The 21061-nt window shown below is 61.9% G+C and carries 22 protein-coding genes and 1 other annotated feature; of the genes, 16 read left to right on the top strand and 6 right to left on the bottom strand.

What is annotated here, in order from left to right; genetic code table 11:
• The first annotated feature begins 203 nt into the window (after nt 1-203).
• Genes mbhE through ABID37_RS06155 form a run of 9 tightly spaced genes read left to right on the top strand, consistent with a single transcriptional unit; the run spans nt 204 to nt 9084 of the window.
• Complete coding sequence (gene mbhE / locus ABID37_RS06195) at nt 204-2507, top strand: hydrogen gas-evolving membrane-bound hydrogenase subunit E (protein ID WP_354193305.1); 2304 nt, start codon at nt 204-206, stop codon at nt 2505-2507.
• Nucleotides 2504-2902: an MnhB domain-containing protein gene (locus ABID37_RS06190; protein WP_354193303.1), complete on the top strand. Its 399-nt coding sequence runs from the start codon at nt 2504-2506 to the stop codon at nt 2900-2902. The genes mbhE and ABID37_RS06190 overlap by 4 nt, the downstream gene beginning before the upstream one ends.
• Nucleotide 2903: 1 nt before the next feature.
• A complete protein-coding gene (locus ABID37_RS06185) occupies nt 2904-3302 on the top strand; it encodes an NADH-quinone oxidoreductase subunit K (RefSeq protein WP_354193302.1) in 399 nt (132 codons plus the stop codon).
• Nucleotides 3299-4837: a proton-conducting transporter transmembrane domain-containing protein gene (locus tag ABID37_RS06180; protein ID WP_354193301.1), complete on the top strand. Its 1539-nt coding sequence runs from the start codon at nt 3299-3301 to the stop codon at nt 4835-4837. The genes ABID37_RS06185 and ABID37_RS06180 overlap by 4 nt, the downstream gene beginning before the upstream one ends.
• On the top strand, nt 4834-5154 hold the full coding sequence (locus ABID37_RS06175; RefSeq protein WP_354193300.1) for a Na+/H+ antiporter subunit E: 321 nt from the start codon (nt 4834-4836) through the stop codon (nt 5152-5154). Before ABID37_RS06180 ends, ABID37_RS06175 begins: the two co-directional genes overlap by 4 nt.
• Nucleotides 5151-5447, top strand: a complete 297-nt coding sequence (locus ABID37_RS06170; protein WP_354193299.1) for an MrpF/PhaF family protein — start codon at nt 5151-5153, stop codon at nt 5445-5447. The genes ABID37_RS06175 and ABID37_RS06170 overlap by 4 nt, the downstream gene beginning before the upstream one ends.
• Nucleotides 5444-6304, top strand: coding sequence for a monovalent cation/H(+) antiporter subunit G (mnhG, locus tag ABID37_RS06165; RefSeq protein ID WP_354193297.1), 861 nt, complete (start codon nt 5444-5446; stop codon nt 6302-6304). Before ABID37_RS06170 ends, mnhG begins: the two co-directional genes overlap by 4 nt.
• A 57-nt stretch (nt 6305-6361) precedes the next feature.
• Nucleotides 6362-7783: a sensor histidine kinase gene (locus ABID37_RS06160; protein WP_354193296.1), complete on the top strand. Its 1422-nt coding sequence runs from the start codon at nt 6362-6364 to the stop codon at nt 7781-7783.
• Nucleotides 7784-7803: 20 nt separating this feature from the next.
• Nucleotides 7804-9084 (top strand): sigma-54-dependent transcriptional regulator, encoded by a 1281-nt coding sequence (locus ABID37_RS06155; RefSeq protein WP_354193295.1) that lies wholly within the window; start codon nt 7804-7806, stop codon nt 9082-9084.
• A gap of 157 nt (nt 9085-9241) precedes the next feature.
• On the opposite strand, the gene ABID37_RS06150 is transcribed toward ABID37_RS06155, so the two are convergent.
• Nucleotides 9242-10891 (bottom strand): BCCT family transporter, encoded by a 1650-nt coding sequence (locus ABID37_RS06150; protein WP_354193293.1) that lies wholly within the window; start codon nt 10889-10891, stop codon nt 9242-9244.
• A 661-nt stretch (nt 10892-11552) separates the two neighbouring features.
• Between ABID37_RS06150 and ABID37_RS06145 the strand changes: the two genes are divergently transcribed.
• A complete protein-coding gene (locus ABID37_RS06145; protein ID WP_354193291.1) occupies nt 11553-11753 on the top strand; it encodes a hypothetical protein in 201 nt (66 codons plus the stop codon).
• A 63-nt stretch (nt 11754-11816) separates the two neighbouring features.
• Here ABID37_RS06145 and ABID37_RS06140 read toward each other — a convergent pair whose 3' ends face one another.
• Complete coding sequence (locus ABID37_RS06140; RefSeq protein ID WP_354193289.1) at nt 11817-12725, bottom strand: LysR family transcriptional regulator; 909 nt, start codon at nt 12723-12725, stop codon at nt 11817-11819.
• 137 nt (nt 12726-12862) lie between these two features.
• Between ABID37_RS06140 and ABID37_RS06135 the strand changes: the two genes are divergently transcribed.
• The 6 genes from ABID37_RS06135 to ABID37_RS06110 are packed head-to-tail and all read left to right on the top strand — an operon-like array spanning nt 12863 to nt 17168.
• On the top strand, nt 12863-14053 hold the full coding sequence (locus ABID37_RS06135) for an MFS transporter (RefSeq protein ID WP_354193288.1): 1191 nt from the start codon (nt 12863-12865) through the stop codon (nt 14051-14053).
• A 1-nt stretch (nt 14054) separates the two neighbouring features.
• On the top strand, nt 14055-14495 hold the full coding sequence (locus ABID37_RS06130; protein ID WP_354193287.1) for a cyclophilin-like fold protein: 441 nt from the start codon (nt 14055-14057) through the stop codon (nt 14493-14495).
• Between the two features lie 18 nt (nt 14496-14513).
• Nucleotides 14514-14909, top strand: coding sequence for a (R)-mandelonitrile lyase (locus tag ABID37_RS06125; RefSeq protein WP_354193286.1), 396 nt, complete (start codon nt 14514-14516; stop codon nt 14907-14909).
• Between the two features lie 32 nt (nt 14910-14941).
• Complete coding sequence (locus ABID37_RS06120) at nt 14942-15679, top strand: SDR family oxidoreductase (protein ID WP_354193285.1); 738 nt, start codon at nt 14942-14944, stop codon at nt 15677-15679.
• Between the two features lie 58 nt (nt 15680-15737).
• Nucleotides 15738-16415 (top strand): NAD(P)H-binding protein, encoded by a 678-nt coding sequence (locus ABID37_RS06115; RefSeq protein WP_354193284.1) that lies wholly within the window; start codon nt 15738-15740, stop codon nt 16413-16415.
• Between the two features lie 30 nt (nt 16416-16445).
• A complete protein-coding gene (locus ABID37_RS06110) occupies nt 16446-17168 on the top strand; it encodes a dihydrofolate reductase family protein (protein ID WP_354193283.1) in 723 nt (240 codons plus the stop codon).
• Between the two features lie 303 nt (nt 17169-17471).
• On the opposite strand, the gene ABID37_RS06105 is transcribed toward ABID37_RS06110, so the two are convergent.
• The 4 genes from ABID37_RS06105 to ABID37_RS06090 form a co-directional block, all read right to left on the bottom strand.
• The gene (locus tag ABID37_RS06105; RefSeq protein ID WP_354193282.1) at nt 17472-17768 is read right to left on the bottom strand and encodes a hypothetical protein; all 297 of its coding nucleotides are present in this window, start codon (nt 17766-17768) and stop codon (nt 17472-17474) included.
• A gap of 89 nt (nt 17769-17857) precedes the next feature.
• Complete coding sequence (locus tag ABID37_RS06100) at nt 17858-18301, bottom strand: PPC domain-containing DNA-binding protein (RefSeq protein WP_354193281.1); 444 nt, start codon at nt 18299-18301, stop codon at nt 17858-17860.
• A gap of 152 nt (nt 18302-18453) precedes the next feature.
• Nucleotides 18454-19938, bottom strand: a complete 1485-nt coding sequence (locus tag ABID37_RS06095) for a SulP family inorganic anion transporter (RefSeq protein WP_354193280.1) — start codon at nt 19936-19938, stop codon at nt 18454-18456.
• A gap of 67 nt (nt 19939-20005) precedes the next feature.
• Nucleotides 20006-20061: a sequence feature (sul1 is cis-regulatory element that is thought to sense ions involved in sulfur or methionine metabolism; They are found in Alphaproteobacteria), on the bottom strand.
• A gap of 507 nt (nt 20062-20568) precedes the next feature.
• Nucleotides 20569-21054: a ribbon-helix-helix domain-containing protein gene (locus ABID37_RS06090; RefSeq protein WP_354193279.1), complete on the bottom strand. Its 486-nt coding sequence runs from the start codon at nt 21052-21054 to the stop codon at nt 20569-20571.
• Nucleotides 21055-21061 lie beyond the last annotated feature (7 nt).

Here is a 21061-nt window from a genome sequence, read left to right as displayed (position 1 = left end):
TTCAGGCGGCGCCTTCGTGACAGGATGTTAACTTCAGGCAACATTTCTCGTTAGCGATGTTCACTTTCCTGAACATGGTGCTTAGCCAGACGCCACGTGCCTGTGAGAATAATGATATAAAAACCGCATCTTAACGAATTTCATCAAGCCATCGCGAAACTGGCACGAAACTTTCTATGAGGCTTCCGACAACGGATGCCTCCATGATGCTAATTTTCGCAATTATAGTCTTCGCCTTCGTCGCCGCTCCGCTTGTAGGTCTGATGGGCGGGCGTTCTTCGCCCCTCGTGGCGGCGCTCCCGTTTCTGCTCTTCGTCGTTTTTTGTGCACTCCTGCCGCAGATCGCGGCGGGTGAGATCGTTCTGGAGGCGCATCGCTGGATACCGAGCCTCGGCATCGAAGCCGCGTTCCGGCTGGACGGCCTGTCGCTCACCTTCGCACTGTTGATCAGCGGTATCGGCAGCGCCGTCTTCCTCTATGCGTCCGCCTATCTGCGTGGGGAAAATCGCCTGCCGCGATTCTATGTGGCGCTGACGTTGTTCATGGCTTCGATGCTCGGCGCGGTGCTGGCCGACGACCTCATGCTTCTGGCCGTGTTCTGGGAACTGACGAGTTTCACCTCATTCCTGTTGATCGGTTATTCGCCGGAAGAGGCCGCCTCGCGACGCTCGGCCCAGCAGGGCTTTCTCGTCACGGTAGGGGGCGGGCTTGCGATGCTCGCCGGTATAATCCTGCTCGGTTCGGTGGCGGGGACTTTTTCCATCACGGAAATTCTCGACCGGGGCGAGATGATCGCGGCGCATCCGCTGGCGCCGACGATCATTGTGCTGCTCGCCACCGGTGCGTTCGCTAAGTCCGCGCAGGCCCCACTTCATTCGTGGCTCGCAAATGCGATGGTCGCGCCGACACCGGTCTCCGCTTATCTGCATTCGGCGACGATGGTAAAGCTTGGGATTTATTTGCTCTCCCGCTTCGATCCGGTTTTCTCGGATCATGCCCTGTGGATCGCATTGCTGACCGGGTTCGGAGCCGTGACCATGCTGGCAGGCTCGGTTCTCGCCATGCGCGAGACAGATTTGAAGCGCGTGCTCGCCTATTCCACCATCGTCTCGCTCGGCACGCTGACCATGCTGATCGGGATTCCGGGAGCGCTGGCGGCGGTCGCCGTCGTGACCTTCCTGATCGTGCATGCGCTCTACAAGGCATGCCTGTTCCTCGTTGCGGGCATCATCGACCACGAGACCGGCATGCGGGATTCGTCCGCGCTCGGCGGCATGCGCCATTTCATGCCGGTCACGGCGGCGGTCGCGCTTCTGGGCGGGCTGTCGATGGCGGGGCTGCCGCCTTTCATCGGCTTCGCGGCCAAGGAACTCGTCTATGAGACCGGGCTGGCGGCATCAGCCGGATGGGCGCTGGTAGCGGCAGCTTTTGTCGCCAACGCCGCGATGGTCGTGGTGGCGGGCGTCGTCGCCGTGCGCTGCTTCTCAGGCGATCTGACGGCGACGCCCAAGACACCGCACGATCCCGGCTTCGCCATGCTGGCGGGGCCGATAGTGCTGGCGGCACTCGGGCTTCTATTCGGTATCGCGCCATGGCTGGTCGGCGACAGCTTGATCACACCGGCTGCAAGTGCCATCGCCGGCGAACCGCTCGAATACTCACTATCGCTCTGGCACGGTTTTACGCCGATGCTTGGCCTGAGCGTGCTGACGCTGGCGCTCGGCGTCTTTGCCTATCTGCGCTGGGATGGCTTGCGCTCCACTCTGGCGAATATCCGGCAGATCGACCTTTGGGGGCCTGATCGCTTCTACGATCACGTCATGGACGGTCTGCAGCGGTTAGCACTGTGGCAGACAAGGCTGATCCAGCCGGGCAGTTTGCGGGCCTATGTCGCCCGGACGTTGCTGATCATGTCGCTGGCCGCGCTGGTCACGCTGATCCTGCGTGGCGGGCTGGAACTGCCATCCTTTGCGGGCAGCCTGATGCCGGATCTCGCCATTGCGGCGTTGCTGGTCGTCTCAAGCATTGCGGTTGCTCGCTCGCGCAATTTCGTCACCGGCATCGTTGCTGCCGGTGTGGTTGGTTTCGTCGTGGCCCTACTATTCCTGTTCCAGGGCGCGCCCGACCTCGCCTTCACCCAGTTCTCGGTCGAGGCGCTGGCGATCGTCATCATGCTCGCAATCGTCGGTTACATGCCGTTTCGTGAGCGTGACAGCCGCTCTGCGACGGAGCGCCGCCTGGATGCCTACATCGCCGCATTCGTCGGAGTGACCGCGTCTCTGGTCCTGCTGGCGGTTCTGGCTCAGCCTTTCGATGCCCGGCTCTCGGACTGGTTCCGCGTTGCCAGCGTATCGGAAGCGCATGGCCGCAATCTCGTCAATGTCATTCTGGTCGACTTCAGGGCGCTCGACACCATGGGTGAAATCACCGTGCTCGGCCTTGCGGCCGTGGCGGCAGCCGCCGTTCTGGCCGGACTGCGCCGCGCCACCGGGGAGAAACGCAAATGAACTCCATCATCCTTCAAACGACTAGCAGGCTGATCCTGCCCGCCGCGTTGATCTTCTCGATCTACGTGCTCCTGCGTGGTCACAACGAACCGGGTGGCGGGTTCATCGGCGGCCTGATCGCCGCCGCCGGCATCGCCGTTCACGCCATTCCCCGGGGACGCACGTCGCTGGTTTCCATGCTGCGGGTCTGGCCGAAGACACTGATCGGCGCGGGCATTCTGCTGGCGGTTCTCTCCGGTCTGCCGTCGCTGCTGCTTGCTGAGCCGTTCCTGACCCATCAATGGCCATTTCCCTCATTGCCGGTCGGCACGACGCTCGTGTTCGACCTCGGCGTCTATCTGGTCGTGATCGGCTCCGTGCTGACCTTCCTGTCCTACTATCTGGAGGAACACTGAGATGGAGCCGGTTTTCGCCATCGTTTTCGGCGTGATGGTCGCCGTTGCAGCCTATCTGCTGATGTCGCGCAATGTGCTGCGCATCGTCCTTGGCCTTCTTGTGCTGGGCAATGCCGCGAACCTGTCGATCTTCATCGCCGGTCGGCTGGACAGCCGGGTTCCACCGCTAGTGCCCGAGGGTGAGACAGTGTTGATGGGCGGGGCCAATCCGCTGCCGCAGGCGCTGATCCTGACGGCCATCGTGATCTCGTTCGCGCTGGTCGCCTTCACCGTCGTCCTGTTCCAGAGCGCGCATCGCCGGCTGGCTACGCTTGATGCGGACGCCATGCGGGAAGCCGAGCCGGAGCTTCAGACCACGGCCGGGCCAATGAAAAGCCGCAGGGCGGAGGAACCTGCATGATGAGTCCGCACATTTTGCTGACCCTCCCGATACTCTTTCCAATTCTTGGCGTCGCATTTTGCGCGCTGTTCTGGTCCAACAAGGCAGTGCAGCGCTTCATCAGTCTGATTGCGAGTTTCGGGCTTCTTGGCTCTGCACTGGCGCTTACCGCCGCAGTTTATGACGGCACGGTGCTTGCAACCAGTTTCGGCGACTGGGACGCCCCGTTCGGCATCGTTTTTGTCGCCGACATGTTCGCCGCCGCGATGGTGCTCATCACCGGCATCATGGCTGTCGCCATAGGCATCTACGGTCTCAACGGCAATATCGAGCCGAAGGAAAACGCCTTCTATCACCTGCTCTATCAGGGGCTTCTGCTCGGTGTCACTGGCGCGTTCCTGACCGGTGATATCTTCAATCTCTATGTATGGTTCGAGATCATGCTGATCTCGTCTTTCGGCCTGCTGGCGCTCGGCGGCACACGCGCCCAGCTCGATGCCGGCGTCAAATACGTCACGCTGAACCTGATCGCGACGACGTTCTTTTTGATCACCGTCGGCTTCCTTTATGGCATCACCGGTACACTGAACATGGCCGATCTCGCCCGCGTTTTGCCGACACTGGAGAACCAGGGGCTGGTAACGACGCTTGCGGTCATGTTCTTGATGGCTTTTGGCTCAAAGGCGGCGGTGTTCCCGCTGTTCTACTGGCTGCCTGCCGCCTACCACACGGCATCTGCTCCCATTGTCGCCATCTTCGCGGCGCTGCTGACCAAGGTCGGTGTCTATGCCATCATCCGCACCTTCACGCTGCTGTTCGACGGCGATGCAGGTTATACCGGGCCGATCGTGGCGGCGATCGCCATCTTCACGATGGTCACTGGCGTGCTGGGGGCGGCCGCCCATTTCGATATCCGCCGCATCCTGTCGTTCCACATCATCAGCCAGATCGGCTACATGCTGTTCGGCATCGCGGTCGCCACCCCGCTCGCCGTCGGCGGCTCGATCCTCTACGTGATCCACCACATCATCGTAAAGGCGAACCTCTTCCTGATCGCAGGCGTGATCGACCGCGCCGGAGGGTCGTTCGATCTCAAGAAGCTCGGCGGTCTGTATGCCAGCCTGCCGATGCTGGGCGTGCTGTTCCTGATCCCGGCACTGTCGCTCGCAGGTCTGCCGCCGCTTTCCGGCTTCTGGTCGAAGTTCACCGTCATCAAGGCGAGCCTCGACGCCGGCCACATCGTCCTTGCCGCTTCAGGTCTGCTGGTCGGATTGCTGACGCTCTATTCGATGCTGAAGATCTGGAACGAGGCGTTCTGGAAGGCCGCCCCCGCTGGCGGAACAGAGTCTGTTTGCGATTGGCAGGCAGATCGCAAGACCAAGCTTCTCATGCTGACGCCGATTGTGTCGCTCGCCGCCATCACGCTCGCCATCGGGCTCTTTGCGGAGCCGTTCGTCGACTTCTCGATGCGTGCCGGAGCTCAGCTCCTCGACAAATCCGCCTACATCGATGCCGTTATTGGCCCATCTCATCTCGCTGCGGAGGCAAATCCATGAACGCGCTGCTTGCCTGGCTGCACCTGACCGGCCTGTTCTTCAAAGAACTCGCGCTTTCGGTGAAAGACGTTGTCTTCACCGTTCTCAACCCGCGCCGACCGATCCGCTCGGCCATCGTCGCCGTTCCGCTCGACGTAAAAAGCGACGCCGGAATCACCCTGCTCGCCAACATGATCACGCTGACGCCGGGCACCACCAGCCTGCATGTCAGCGAAGACCGCAAGACGCTCTACTGTCATGTGATGAACGTCTCCGACGAGAGCGTCGCCGGGATCAAGGACGGCTTCGAGCGCTGCGTGAAGGAGGTGCTTCCATGACGGTCGCGATTGTCCAGACAGCCGGGGCGGCCATCGCGGCGGTGTTGCTTCTCGCCGCGATGATCTGCGCCGGCATCCGCATCGTACGCGGGCCAACGGCGCCGGATCGGGTGGTGGCGCTCGACATGCTGGGAACGCTGGGCGTGGCTGGAGCCGGCATGGCGGTGATCGCTTCCGGGGCTACTGCTTTCATCGATATCGCGCTCGGCGTTGCGTTGGTCAGCTTCCTCACGGCTACGGCTTTTGCTGCCTTTATCGAACGCGGCTCGATTAACGAGGAGGAGGAGCAATGACGGCCTTCCTTTCCGCCTTTTTCCTCATAGCCGGCGCGGCGCTGTGCCTCTTTGCGGCGGTCGGCGTGCTTCGCTTGCCCGATTTCTTCATGCGCATGCATGCGGCGACAAATGCGGGCGTGGCCGGCTGCGGGCTGCTGCTGATCGGCGTCGCCTTCGCCTATCCGTCGCCCGGCATGTGGATCAAGGTCGCCATCGCCATCGCCTTCCTGCTGCTGACCACGCCGATCGCCGGGCATCTGCTTGCCCGCGCCGGCTATGTGGCGGGTGTGTCTCTGTGGGGAGGCACGCGCGAAGACCAACTGGCGGGAGAGCTGCGCCGTGGCGACTTCGACAGCCCACAGACCAATTTTCCGGGGAGGAAAACCATGAACCCGACGATAGAGCGCGTGGTGCTGGGGCTCGCCAGCGGCCCCGGAATAGAAGCAGCGGTCAAGCATGCCGTTGCGCTTGCCAAAAAACATGGGGCGGAGCTGATCGGGCTTGCCATCATCGATGCAAAGACACTGCGGAATGTCGGACCGGTGCCTATAGGCGGCAACTACTACGCGGCGCAATTGCGCGATACGCTGGTTGCGAAGGCGCGGCGCAGGATGGCCGGGACCGTTCAGCTCTTCGAGGACGCTGCGAGGGAGGCCGGCATACCATTCAGCGTGATTGTGGAAGAGGCGGAGCCGACGCCATTCCTGCGCCAGCGCCTCGATAAGGGCTCCGTTCTCGTGCTGCCCCGTGGCGCCTGGTTCGACCATGGTCTTGCCGACAGAAAGATCGACCCGGCATCCCGTCTCTCGCGTCACCGCATCGCACAGGTGCAAGCCGGAGATGATGACGATACGCCGATCGTTGTTTTCGGTTGAGTCGGGATGACGAGGCTGCGACTCTCGGACGAAAGCAATCGCCGGGAGAAAAACAGCTTGCGCGCCAGAGCATTTACCGTGCCGGTCACTGTCCGGTTACCGCTTATCGCAGCCATCATGATCTTTGTAGCCGCCGTCGCATCGACGCAGACCGCCATCTTCTTCATGAGCCGGCAGGCAGACCGGCAACTGGAGACGATGGGGCACGTCTATCTTGACGGTCTTTCGGCGGCCCTCCTGCCTCACGTCATCGGCAAGGATGCGGACGGGATCCGCGCGACACTCCGGCAAGCGCTCGAATTCCACGAAGGGGTGGTAGACCGGAGGCTGACATTCATAGATACGCGCAACGGATCGATTATCGAGGCGTTGCGTCCGGAAGTTGAGCCTGGCCCGCCCCTGCCGGCGGAACTGAGCGCAGGAGCCTCGGGTTTCATCAAGTCGGACAATGGAGCAATCTGGATATGGCGACCACTTGTAGCGGACAATGGCAACCAGCTCGGCACGGTTGCAGCCAATATCGACATCGCCACCTTCGACGCGGAACGATGGGCGATCCGGTGGTTTCTGCTTCTGTCTGATCTGCTCTTCAGCGGCGCATGCGCGGTCATCGGCTTTTTCATGGTTCGAGGCATGCAGCGGCCGATGGCGGTCGTCGCGCATCACCTTTACGACGCAGCGCTCGGCATGCTCAAGCCGATCGAACCGCACGAGATGCCTGCCGACGACGTTCAGGCCGAGCGTATGATTCTCGCCTTCAACGCCATGGCCAACGCCGCGAACGAGCGCGAGGGTCTGATAGCGCATCTTGCCGGGCAGCAACGTGAGGCTGATCTCGGCCGACTGACCGCGACGATCGCGCATGAGATCAGAAACCCCCTCGGCGGTATGCGCACGGCCATCAGCACACTGAGGCGCTTCGGCGACCGGGAAAAGCCTCGCGGCGAGGCCGTCGAGTTCCTGGAGCGCGGCGTCGCCGCGCTCGAGCACGTCGTTGATGCGACGCTGGAGAATTATCGCGCGCGCCCCGAATGGCGACCGCTCTCCCGGCAAGATTTTGAGGATTTGCGCCTGCTGGTAGACGCGGACGGCCGCTCCCGCGGCGTGAGTGTCGCGCTGAATGTCGACGTGCCGGAAACCATCGCCGTCGCCGCGCTCGACGTGCGGCAGATTCTTCTCAACCTGCTGCTAAACGCTGTGCGCGCCTCATCGAAGGGTGGCAATGTGAAGCTGACCGCCCGCGTACGGAGCCGCGAACTTATCGTAACGGTCGAGGATGAAGGCAGCGGGCTGGACCGCCGGCTTGCGCATGCGATTGAGCGCGGGAACCTCGCCACCGAGGGGCCAGGCCTCGGCGTCGCTGTTGTCATTCGCCTCGTGGAACGGCTTCAGGGGCGCGTCGCGATTGAATCTGCTCCCGGTAGCGGCACGAGCATTACGCTCCATATTCCCCTGCAAAACAGGAGCGCGACGACATGACTTCCAGACCTCAAGTCCTTGTGGTCGAGGACGATACGATCCTTGGCGGCGCGATCGTGCAGCGGCTGAAACTCGAAGGCCTTGCTCCGGTCTGGGCCCAAACCTGCGCGGAAGCAATCGCAGCCCTGAAGCGCAGTCAGCCGGACTATATGCTGTCCGACATCGTGCTGCCGGACGGTTCCGGCGAGGACGTGTTCCGGAAAGCACAACCCTGGCTCGGAGACACGCCGATCCTGTTCGCCACCGCTTTTGGCGAAATTGATCAGGCGGTGCGGCTGGTGAAGGCCGGCGCCGAGGATTATCTGACCAAGCCCTACGATGTCGACGAGCTTGTCGGGCGCATCCGGCAGAGCCTTTCGCGCCGCAGCGCTTCTTCCGCCAGCGCGGCGATGCCGGAATTCGCGCTTTCACCGGCGATGGAGGCGATCGCCGAACAGTTGCGCCGCGCAGCAGCCACCGAACTCCCGGTTCTGCTGACAGGTGAGACGGGCGTCGGCAAGGAGGTCGCGGCGCGTTATCTGCACGCAAGCTCGCCACGCGCCGGTTCACCCTTCGTCGCGGTCAATTGCGGCGCAATCCCGCACGAGCTTCTGGAAAGCCAGTTCTTCGGCCATGAGCGGGGCGCGTTTACCGGCGCAGCTCAGGCGCATGTCGGCTTTTTCGAAGAAGCGGCGGACGGGACGCTTTTTCTCGATGAGATCGGCGAACTCGACACCCGCCTCCAGACGACGCTCCTCCGCGTGCTTGAGAATGGAAGCTATCGGCCGGTCGGATCGCGCAACGACAGGACGTTCGGCGGAAGGATCGTCGCCGCCACCAATGCCGATCTTGGCCAGTTGCGCGCGGAAAAAAGGTTCCGCGACGATCTCTACTTTCGGCTCTCCGTGATCGAGATCGTGTTGCCTCCGCTTCGCCAGCGTAGGGAGGAAATCGAGCCTTTATCCCGGCGATTTCTAAAGGAGAGTTCCACCGGAAACCGACCCGCGCTGAAACTGTCGGGCGATTCCTTGCAGGCGTTGTTGCGTCACGACTGGCCTGGCAACATCCGGGAGCTACGTAACCGGCTGCAGAGAGCGAGCGTGTTTGCGAAAAGCGATATCCTTGAGGCTGATGATATTTTCCCCGAGATGCGGCTGGAGACGCTTGAAGACGGGACGCTTGGCGATGCGAGGGATCGCGCGGAAGCTGATCGGATTGAGCGTGCCTTGATTGCTTCAAAGGGCCGTGTTGGTGAGGCAGCGAAGCAATTGGGCATATCGCGCACTACCCTGTGGAAACGGCGGGGGAGAAGCAGATCATAGCGGCGTGCTCCAGACCGGTAAGCGGGAAAACCCGCAGGTGGCCAAGCGCAAGAATAAATAATTTGACGATGTAAGAAATCCGACTGCAATCCTGAAGCAGAATTGCTTTGTACACCGCGGGGCTTGACGGGAGGAGCATGCTCCTCCCGTCAGATGGTCAACTGGCGGTTGGAGCCATGCCGCGCGGTTCGGCCATCAGACCGCGTATTAGGGCATAGCAGCCTAAAAGCAGAACGATCGTGAAGGGCAAGCCGGTCGAAACCGCAGCAGCTTGCAGCGCGGCCAGGCCCCCGCCGAGCAACAATGCAATTGCGACGAGTCCCTCGAAAATAGCCCAGAAGATCCGCTGGGCTACCGGCGCATCAACCTTGCCGCCGGCGGTAATCGTGTCGATTACAAGCGAGCCGGAGTCAGACGAAGTGCAGAAGAAAACGATCACAAGGACAATGCCCACGAACGAGGTGATCGCAGTGAGCGGCAAATGTGAAAGCATGGCGAAGAGCTGGAGTTCGAGCGCTGCATCGGTAATGTCGCTGAAACCCGCGTTTATCAGGCTGATTGCAGTCCCTCCGAAGCTGGTCATCCAGAGCACCGACACGAGTGAGGGAACCAGCAACACTGCAATCATGAACTCACGAACGGTTCGGCCGCGACTGACGCGGGCGATGAACATGCCGACAAAGGGTGACCAGGAAATCCACCACGCCCAATAAAAGGCGGTCCAGCCCTGCCGGAAATTGTCGTCCTCACGACCGAACGGGTTCGACAGCGCCGGCAGATGCTCGACATAGGCGCTCAGGTTCAGGAAAAAACCGGTGATGATCGCCAGCGTTGGGCCTGTAATGACGACGAACAGCAGCAGCAGCGCCGCCAGAACCATGTTGATTTCCGAAAGCCGGCGCACACCGGCGTCGAGCCCCGCCACGACCGAGACAGTTGCGATCGCGGTAATGCCGATGATCAACAGCACCTTCGACGTGTCAGTGTCCGGAAGGTCGAACAGGAAGCTCAATCCGGCATTTGCCTGCTGAGCGCCAAGCCCGAGCGAGGTGGCAAGTCCGAACAATGTTGCGAAGACTGCGAGGATGTCGATCACATGTCCCGGCCAACCCCAGATCCGCTCCCCGAAGACCGGATAAAAGATCGACCGCATGGTCAGCGGCAGCCCCTTGTTGTAGGTAAAGAGCGCAAGCCCGAGAGCGACGACGCCGTAGATCGCCCATGGGTGCAGACCCCAGTGGAAGATGGTCGCAGCCATCGCCAGCCGTCGGGCTTCTTCAGGAGCGCCTTGAGCGCCACTGAGAGGCGCCCAGTCAGTGCGCGCTCCGTTTTGCTCCACGATCCCGCCAAACGCGGCATCATAATGGCCAATCGGCTCGGCCACGCCATAGAACATGAGGCCGATGCCCATGCCGGCGGCAAAAAGCATGGCGAACCATGCGGCATAGCTGAAGTCGGCCACGGCATCGCGGCCACCAATGCGGATCGATCCCCACGGCAGTATAATCACCGCAAGGCACACCAGAACGAAGATGTTGCCGGCGATCAGGAAAAACCAGTCGAGGTTAGCGGTAAGCCAGTCACGTAAAGCTGTGAAGAAGACGGATGCTTCATTCTGTAACGCCAGCGTCACGATGACGAAGGCAACGATCACAAGTCCCGAGATCGCAAAAACAGGATTGTGGACGTCGAATGACAGCGCGCCCATCGCCCTTGTGACATTATCCTGGCCAATCTCATAATCGGTCTCGATAACATCCGTTGGTCCTTCGGGATCAGGAATCCCTGTCGATTCGGTGTCGCTCATATGTCCCTCTCCTATTGCTTGACCGCAGTCACGGTCACGTCGTGTCATGGCTCCCGTGGATGACAAACCGGAACGGTGTTGTATCAGAAGAGCGGTCGCGCCTTAACCCCGTAGTGTGTGAATGGCCGTCATTTCGCTTATGCAGCTCCTGTTTCAATCGGCATCGCGCCGGCGTCAGTAACGAGATTCCACAAAGGTCGCGAACTGCTGCGACGGTACCGAACTGCCCGCTCAAGCTGATGGCAGCAGAACCTGCGCGGGATCCGCTGACCAAGGCAAACGGCGACTTCGCCGGACACCAGTCAACGAATCTCTGATCGGCGATCGTGCCGGCGGCTTCTTCACCTCCACTACCTACTATGATGATGGTCGATGAAGCAGGGCTCTCTGGCGCAGGCGTAGCCTGGCTGGCGGATTTGTTTAGGCCAAGGCTGACTGTCGGCAACTGGGGAGGCGGCCGCTTCGCGGATCGGTCGTCCCTCGGAACTCCGTTTGTGACGCTTGCGGCGCAGGCTGCGGTGCTGTCGTCTTCTGGATCGGCGTAAGCAACGGCGCTGTGGCCTCGGCTGCAGTGTTCTTCATGGCAGCCTTCGGATTTGCGACGGTCTCTCCGATTCAGAAACTGGTGATGGACCGCGCCAGCCGAGCAGGAGCCCCTACGATGGCCGCCTCGGTGAACATCGGCATGTTCAATCTCGGAAATGCAATCGGCGCATGGGCCGGCGGTGCGACGATCGCCGCTGGATTCGGCCTGGCGTCTCCGAACTGGGCGGGCGCAACTCTCTCGCTCATGGTCCTTGGCCTGGCTGTGGTCGCTTGGGTCAGTTCTGGTAGAGAATATGCAGCGGTGCTTGCTGAATAGAGGCCATCTTGCCCCGGCATGCCGATGGGCGTGTTCGGCATGGCTGACCTGAGATGTAAGGGGTCAGCGCCTTTCAGGCTGAACTTTATGCCGAAGTGCGTCGACCACGAGCTGGAAGGCCGGCAGGTTCTGGCGCCGGCTGGGATAATAGAGGAAATAGCCGTCGAAGAAGGGCGACCAGTCGTCGAGGACCTGCGTGAGCGAGCCTTGCGCGATCTGCTCTATGACGATGTCTTCGGGAACGTAGGCGATGCCGTAGCCGCTCACCGCGGCGTCGATCATTACGTAGGAATCGTTGAACGTCAGCTGGCCCGAAACCCTGACGCGAAGCGCCTGCCTATCCTTCTCGAACTCCCAGGCGTAGAGACCGCCGGCCGTTTCGTGGCGCATGTTGATACAGGCATGCCGAACCAGATCCTGCGGATGCTCGGGCCTCCCGTTTTCGGCAAGATAGGCTGGTGAGGCGACGGCCACGAGCCGCCAGTCGGGACTGATCCGGACCGCGATCATGTCTTTCTCGACGCTTTCGCCCAATCGCACACCGGCGTCGAAACCCTCCTCGACGATGTTTCGGAACGTGCTGTCGAGCAGCAGTTCGACGTTGATATCGGGGTATTCGCGGAGCATCGGCTTCAGCCTCGGCCACACGATGCTGTGAAACGCATGATCGGAGAGGGTCAGCCGGATGGAGCCTGAAGGCTTTTCGCGGAACGCCATCAGGGAAGCGATCTCATCCTCGATCTCGGCCATGCGCGGCGTGATGGTCTGAAGCAGGCGTTCGCCGGCGGCGGTCGGTGCGACGTTTCGGGTCGTGCGTGTCAGCAGCCTGATGCCCATCTGCGCCTCCAGCTGCCTGATGGTGTGGCTGAGCGTCGATTGGGCGACGCCGAGCTTCGCGGCAGCCCTTGTGAAGCTGCGTTCCTCGGCGACCATCCGGAACCACGTCAGACGGTTGAAATCGATCCTGGCCATCGGGTCGTTCCCTGCGAATGCTTCTACAAGATTAATCGACCACATCGATAAGTCCATGCCGATTCTAGCGGCTAATCGACAGCGGCGAGCTCCCTTATGTTTGGCGCAGGCAGTTTTCCGGAATTCAGGCGGATAGCATGGGCGCAACCATCATCGATGCAGAAGACCGGCCCGGCGCGGCATGGGGTGCAGTCCTGTCGATGGCGCTGTGCGTGGCGATGCTGATCGCATCCGAATTCATGCCGGTCAGCCTGCTGACGCCGATGGCCGAAGGGTTGGGCGCGACGGAGGGCCAGACCGGACAGGCGATCTCGATCAGCGGGCTGTTCGCGGTCGCGGCGAGCCTGGCTGTCACCACGGTTGCCGGCAGGCTTGACCGCAAATGGGTGCTGGTGGCGATGAGCGCCTTCATGCTGCTGTCGCTGGTTCTGGTCGCGACCGCGCCGAATTTTGCGGTGCTGATGGTCGGCCGCGCGTTCCTCGGCGTCTGCATCGGCGGTTTCTGGGCGTTGGCGACCGCCGTCATCATGCGGCTTGTGCCGGCGCAGGACGTGCCGCGCGCGCTGGCCCTGATGTATGGCGGCCAGGCGATCGCGGCCGCCTTCGCAGCCCCTGTCGGCGCTTATCTCGGCGGCATGTTCGGCTGGCGCGACGTGTTTTGGGCGCTGACGCCGATCGTCGCCATAAATCTCGTCTGGCATGTGGTCGCGCTGCCGTCGCTGCCCGTCCGTCAAAGGCAGGATGTTCGCGCCATGATGGAGCTGGTGCGCCGCCCCTATTTCCTGCGCGGGCTGGTTGCGGTGATGCTGTCCTGGGGCTCGGCCTTCACCATGTTCACCTATCTGCGCCCGTTCCTCGAACAGGTGACGGGCGTCGACGTCACCGTGCTTTCCCTTCTCCTGCTGCTTCTTGGCTGCGCGGGCTTCATCGGAACCTGGGCGGCGGGACGCTACGTCAAGGGCGATGTCGCGCCCCTTCTGAAGCTGCCGGCGCTGGTGATGGGCGGGGCCACAGCCGGCCTGCTGCTGTTCGGCTTCTCCGTCATCGCGGCGGGTTTCTTCATGGTGGTCTGGGGGGCGATGAACACCATGTTTTCGGTGATCTGGATGAGCTGGATGGCGCAGAACGCCGGTGACGCGCCGGAAGCCGGCGGCAGCCTGATGGTGGCGGCGATCCAGGCGTCGATCCTGCTTGGCGCGGTGGTCGGCGGATTGTTGCTGGACGGCGTCTCGATCGGGGCGACTTTCATCGGCAGCGTGGCGTTGGCCGCCATCGCCGTCGCGCTCATCGGCGACGGACAGCGTATGCTGAAGCCGGAAGGAGTTTGACATGGCACATGCCGCCCGGATGTCCCGCCGCCATCTGCTGGCGGCAGGCTGCGCCAGCCTCTTCGCCTCCATCGTCCGTGCGCAAGGAGCCGCCATGCGTGTGAGATTGAGCTTTTCGGATCAGGATTTCACGGCGACGCTGGAGGACAATCCTTCCGCGCGGGATTTGATGACGATGCTGCCGCTGGACCTGACCATCGGCGATTATTCGACCAACGAGAAAATCGCCTATCTGCCGCGCAAGCTGACCGAAGAGGGCAGCGGCCGGTTCGAAAACGAGGCCGCGGGCGATCTTTGCTACTTCGCTCCATGGGGCAATCTGGCGATGTTCCATGGTCCCTATCGCTGGTCGCGTGGGCTGATCCGGCTGGGTCGGCTGGATGAAGGGCCTGCGCCGCTGCTGGTGCGTGGCGAGTACAGGCTGCGCATCGAGACACTTTAGAAGCCATAGGAGATGACCATGCAGATCTATCGTGCCGGGCAGACGCCTTCCCGCTCCGGTCCCGCAGAATGGTTCACCGGGCGCGTGCGCATCGACGCGCTGTTCAACGCCGCCGATCCCGACCGGGTGCAGGGCGCGCACGTCACCTTCGAGCCGGGCGCGCGCACCGCATGGCATACCCATCCGCTCGGCCAGACGCTGATCGTCACTTCCGGCCTCGGGCGGGTGCAGCGTGAGGGTGGCCCGGTCGAGGACATTCGCCCCGGCGATGTCGTCTGGTTCGAGCCGGGCGAAAAGCACTGGCACGGCGCGTCGCCTGAGACCGCCATGACCCATATCGCGCTTCAGGAGGTCGAGAACGGCAAGGTCGTCGACTGGCTGGAGCATGTCACGGACGAACAATACGGCGTCTGATCGGACGTCGCCAACCAAAAGGATATTTCATCATGATAAAGGACAAGGTCATCGTCATCACCGGCGCTTCCAGCGGCATGGGTGCTGCCGCCGCGCGTCATCTCGCCGCCGAAGGGGCCAGTGTGGTTCTCGGCGCGCGCCGCTCCGACCGGATCGAGGCGCTGGCGGCAGAAATCGCCGCGGCGGGCGGCAAGGCGATCGCGGTCACGACGGACGTGACCCGACGCGGCGACCTCGATGCGCTCGTGGAGGCGGCGGTCAAGACTTATGGCCGCATCGACGTTCTCATCAACAATGCCGGGATCATGCCGCTGTCGCCGCTCGACCGGCTCAAGGTCGATGAATGGGACCGGATGATCGACGTCAATCTCAAGGGCGTGCTCTACGGTGTCGCCGCAGCGCTTCCTTACATGCAGGCGCAGAAATCAGGCCACATCATCAATCTCTCCTCGGTCGCCGGCCATAAGATCTTCGGCGGCTCCGCCGTCTATTCGGCGACCAAGTCGGGTGTGCGGGTCATCTCGGAAGGGTTGCGGCAGGAAATGGCGTCCCACAACATCCGCGTCACAATCATCTCGCCGGGCGCGGTCAGGACCGAGCTTCTGGAACACATCAGCGAGAAGGACATCCAGAAGGCGAATCAGGATTACGTCGGCCAGGTCGGCGTGCCCGCCGAAACCTTTAGCCGGCTGGTCGCCTTCGCCATCAACGAACCGGAGGACGTCGGCATCAACGAAATCCTGTTCCGCCCGACGGCGCAGGAACTCTGAGCACGGCAGCCACCTGGCGGCGCTATTGCGCAGTCACCACAACTCAGGAGCAGGTTTCATGACTGACACCAATCGCGTGGTTATCGTCGGCGGACACGGCAAGGTAGCACTGCTCGCGGCGGGAAAACTCAAATCCGCGGGCTACGCGGTCGACTCGGTGATCCGCAATCCCGGCCAAAGCGATGCCGTACGAGCGGCTGGCGGCAATCCGGTCGTGCTCGACATTGAATCGGCCGATGTCGATCAGCTTGCAGCGGCATTCACCGGCGCCCGCGCCGTCGTCTTTTCGGCCGGCGCCGGCGGCGGCAATCCGGCTCGTACGCATGCCGTCGATTACGAAGCCGCAATCCGCGCCATGGCGGCGGCGAGCCAGGCGGGGGTCAGGCGCTTCGTCATGGTCTCCTACGCAACCGCCAGCACGGATGTGCACCGGCTCGACCCCGGGGATTCGTTCTATCCCTATGCCAGGGCCAAGCACGATGCGGATGAGAAACTGCGCGAAAGCACGCTCGACTACACCATCCTCGGTCCTGCCTTGCTCACCGCCGAGCCTGCGACCGGGAAAATCACGCTGACCGAAGACGCTGGCGACGACTGGCCGGACAACAAGCGCGTTACCTCCCGCGAAAACGTCGCCGAGGCGATCGCGCACGTCATCAAGGCCGATGCCGCCGTCCGGCAGACCGTGAACTTCTACGACGGCGACACCCCGATTGCCGACGTGATGAGTCAATGATCAAAATCCAGCAGATATAGGAGCAACAGGATGGCAAGGCCAAAGATCATCATTCACATGCACACGTCCCTGAACGGCAAGATCAACGGGCCGCACCTGCGGACGGAGGAAAGCCAGGCCTCTCAGGTCGAATATTACAATCTGTTCCTCGGGCCGGATCCGTTCTATCACAACCATAGCGGCTGGCTCAGCGGCAGCACGACAAGCGAAGTGAATTTTACGCATCATAAGGAGCCGGATCTCGATCCGGATGCGAAGGACGTGCCGCCGGGCGATTTCCTCGCGGAACACGACGAGACGATCCATTATTTCGCCATCGACCGTGCCGGAAAGCTGGCATGGAGCCGCAACACCATCACCTATTTCGACACAAGCGCGCATGTGGTGGAGATCATTCCGGAAAGCGTCAGCAACGCCTACAAGGATTTCCTGCGCCGGATGAACGTCTCCTACATCATCGCCGGCAAGGAGGAACTGGACTTCGCTGCGGCAGTTTCAAAGATCCAGGAAATCTACGGTAAGGACGAATTGCTCCTGAATGGCGGCGGCGGGGTGAACTGGTCGCTTCTGAAACAGGGCCTCGTCGACGAGGTCAGCATCGTCATGACGCCCGTGGCGGACGGCTCGACCGACTCCGCTTCCCTGTTCGACGGCAACCCGAAATACAACGACAACGATCCTGTCGGATTCGAGCTGATCGACACGAAGAAGTTGCCGGATGGCAGCGTCTGGCTGCGCTACAACGTGAAATAGAGCGATCGGAGCCGCGTTGATGCGCTCGAAGCAAATCCGCGACGGGTTTTAACCTGAAGATGGCAACACGGCGTTTTTCACGGATGCCGCACGGAACCCGCTGGAAACGGGTCTTAGGCCAATCATGCTGTCACTCTTCAACTGGCCGGATCGGGGTGGCTTGCGGATTGGCCAGTTTGAGGCTGGCGGGAGCAAGCCGCAAACCGGTTCGGTGTCGCAGAAACGGTCACGTAACCTCAACTTTTGCACCTGACTTTCGCGGAAAAATCAGCATTGGCGATTTTTAGCACTAACTCAGGAAACTTACGACAAACACTTTGGCTTACGCTCGACTGCCAACTTACGCTCGACTGCCAACCAGAGGCAGACGCTCAAGCATGATTTCAGGTTGATGGCGTTCCCAAGTAGCGGCTCGGCAATCGTCAGTCCAACAATGCCTGCCTCGGAGCCCGCCCGGTCGATCAGATTCAACTCATCGGGAACAATGTCCCCAAAATCCTGCTCGCCACAGACGTATAAACAGGACAGAAAGAAAGTAGCGAGGATTGTGACCGCCAAGTCGAAGAGTAAGGCAAGATACTCGATTCCGTTTGCCTCCATCTATGCTCGGCTCAGAAAAGGCTTCAAATGAACGTTTGCTCCCGCCGCAGCGGCGTATGGCAAGAAGCTGGGTGCGACTTGTGCGGCCGTCAGAGTTCCGGCTGGATCAGCGCGAGGCCGACGTCGGGATCGAGCTTCTTGCGCAAATGTTCCGGCGATTCCGTAAGAATGATTTCGAGCGTTGGACGGACATGGGCCGTCTGCAGATGCCCAGCGACAGCGCTGCCGTCGCGACGTCCCAGAACCGCGTGGATATGGAGGGCAGGCTTGCCGTCCGGTCCGACCGCGACATCGCCGGTCAGGGAGGCGACCTCGACCTGCTCATTGACCTCAATGGGAATATAGCTTCTCGACTCCCAGTCGAAGAAGGCGAGCCGTGCATTCTGAAAAGCGCCGATCGCCTTGAAGCTTGCGGCTTGCAGACCGGCGTCCTTCGCAAATGCCTCGAGACATGCCCACACTTCATCCCCGGCCGAAAGGACTATGGCATAGGTCTGTTGACCGTCGGTGTCGTGGATACGTTTGCTTTGCATGGTTTTGCGGTTCCCGGCCTGGAGTGGAGGATGAACGCCGCCTCCGTCTTGTTTGGTAACACCGAAAGCCCCTGCCAGTTCCGGTTGACAGGACGTTGCGCATCCGCTGTTACCGCAAAGGTCGTGCGTGAGCCGGCCTTCCCGCGCGACGCCTAATGCCCGAGCACCTTCTCCATCGCGTTCGGCCGGTCGTGCATGGCGAGCTTGTCCATGATGGTCGCGCTGGCGTCGTTCAGCCCGACCACTTCGGCCTCGGTGCCGGCCTTGCGGAATTTCAGCACCGCCATGTCGACGGCGTTGACGCCGGTCAGGTCCCAGATATGCGCCCTGCCGACGTCGATCGTCACCCGTTGCAGCTTCTCGGCGAAATCGAAGGCGGCGAGGAAGTCTTCGGCCGAGGCGAAGAAGATCTGGCCCTCGATGCAATAGCGCCGATGCGCGCCGTCTTCCGACAGCGTTGAGGTGACGCGGAAGATCTGCGCCACCTTCCAGGCGAAGAAGATGCCGGACAACAGCACGCCGACGCCGACGCCCAGCGCCAGGTTGTGCGTGCCGACGACGGTGGTCACGGTCGCCAGCATGACGAGGCTGGACCGGCGCGGGTGGCGCAGAAGATCGGCGAGCGACGACCAGCGGAAGGTGCCGATCGAGACCATGATCATGATGGCGACGAGCGCCGGCATGGGAATGAAGCCGACGAGGTCGCCCAGCACCATCAGCAGGAACAGCAGGAAAGCGCCGGCCGTCAGGGTCGAGAGCCGGGTGCGGCCGCCCGATTTCACGTTGATGACGGACTGCCCGATCATGGCGCAGCCGGCCATGCCGCCGAAGAACCCGCTGGCGATGTTGGCGATGCCCTGGCCGATGCTCTCGCGATTCTTGTTGCTGTCCGTCTCGGTCATCTGGTCGACGATCGACGCGGTCAGCAGGCTTTCGAGCAGGCCGACGGCAGCCACGGCGATCGATGTGGGCAGGATGATCCACAGCGTTTCGAGGTTGAGCGGGACGTCGGGGAAAAGCAGCACGGGCAGGACGTCCGGCAGTTCGCCGAGATCGGCGACGGTGCGGATATCGATGCCGAGCGCCAGCGCAAGCCCGGTCAGCGCTAGGATGCAGACCAGCGGCGAGGGCACCGCCCTGGTCAGCCGTGGGAAGAGGTAGATGATGGCAAGGCCTGCCGCGATCAGCACATAGGTTTCCCACGTCACCCCGATCAACTCGGGCAATTGCGCCATGAAGATCAGGATCGCGAGCGCGTTGACGAAACCCGTCATCACCGACCGCGAGACGAAGCGCATGATCGCGCCGACGCGCAGCCAGCCGGCCACGATCTGGATGACGCCGGCAAGGATGGTGGCAGCCAGAAGATATTGCAGCCCGTGCTCGCGAACGAGTGCACCGAACAGCACCGCCGTTGCGGCGGTCGCCGCCGAGATCATCGCCGGCCGGCCACCGGCGAAGGAGATGACGATGGCGATGACCACTGACGCGTAGACGCCGACGCGCGGGTCGACCCCCGCGATTATGGAAAAGCCGATGGCCTCGGGGATCAGGGCGAGCGCGACGACGATTCCGGCGAGGACATCGGCGCGAATGTTGGAGAACCAGTTACGGCGGATCGTTTCAGCGGAAAACATCGGCACATGATTGCAGCCCTTCCGGATCGCGCTGGCGAGCCGTACCGTCGGGCGGAGCTTTTGTCCTGAGTGTCCGGCGGATCGGCGGCCGGAAGAGCCACCCGGGGTTTCACCGGGTCCGGGGCGAGTGCCGTCGCCTTTGCCATATCGCTATCATGCTGACAAGCCGCGAGAAGGGAATGAGCGCGCGGGCGGAAATTCCCCGCTTGTCGCGCCAGCGGGGTATCGCGTTCACGCAGTCCACTGCATGGACTATTTACATGTGAGGACGCCTCCGGATAATGCGCTGCTGTCCCGGAGAGAAAGCGGAACAAGCGGCGAGGTCTGCCCAAAATCGAACCTACGACCCCCTGAATCTACGGCAGTTGGGTTTGGATGCCCAATTCGTTCTTCGCGAACGACTGGGTAGCGGCTCTCACGTACGTCTGAACCTTTACCGGGTTTATGACGAGATCAACGATGGTGTGTGGAGCAACCCCACAGGTAACAGGCTTGTTGGGAACAACCTTTGCTACGGTAATAAACTTTACAAGACGATCGAGGCGCTATGTGCTGAGGCAGCAGAAAGCCGTATCGGTTGGCAATGCGAGAAAAAGATCATCTTTCTCGGAGTGCTCGAAACTCAACGGCTTAACCATTGCGCCATGGTGGACCTGCTGCTGCGTCGCGGATAGAACCACTCTCGCGGCCGCTATCGTTTTCTTTTGCCGGTGATGTCCCGATATCGTCAGGGATTTCACTCAGGAAGCTGTTGCCCTGCTGCAGCCGTAGGCCGAGCGTCTGGACGAAACCGTCGAACCGCTTGAGGCCCCTGGTCTGGGCCACCGCGTTCTCCTCGGGCGGGAGCTGCGGGGTGACGGTCAGCCAGTGACGGATGAACAGCGCCAGCGTATCGGCGGTCAGCCGCATGTCGCGCTCCAGCCGTGCCGTCTGGCGCGACAGGCGATCGAGCCGGCGGGTGAAGGCGGCTTCGCGCATATCCTGCGCGTCGGGCGACAGGAAAGAGGCGATGGCCGCCTCGGCGACGGCCGAGCGCGATAGCCTGCGCCGGTCGGCGAGGTCGTTGAGCCTGACGAGCAGGTCGGATGGAAGGGTCAGGGAAAGGCGTTCACGCATGATGGTT

It is taken from the genome of Aquamicrobium terrae (assembly GCF_040545735.1).
Lineage (GTDB): Bacteria > Pseudomonadota > Alphaproteobacteria > Rhizobiales > Rhizobiaceae > Mesorhizobium > Mesorhizobium terrae_A.
This window is presented reverse-complemented; position numbering and strand designations above follow the sequence as displayed.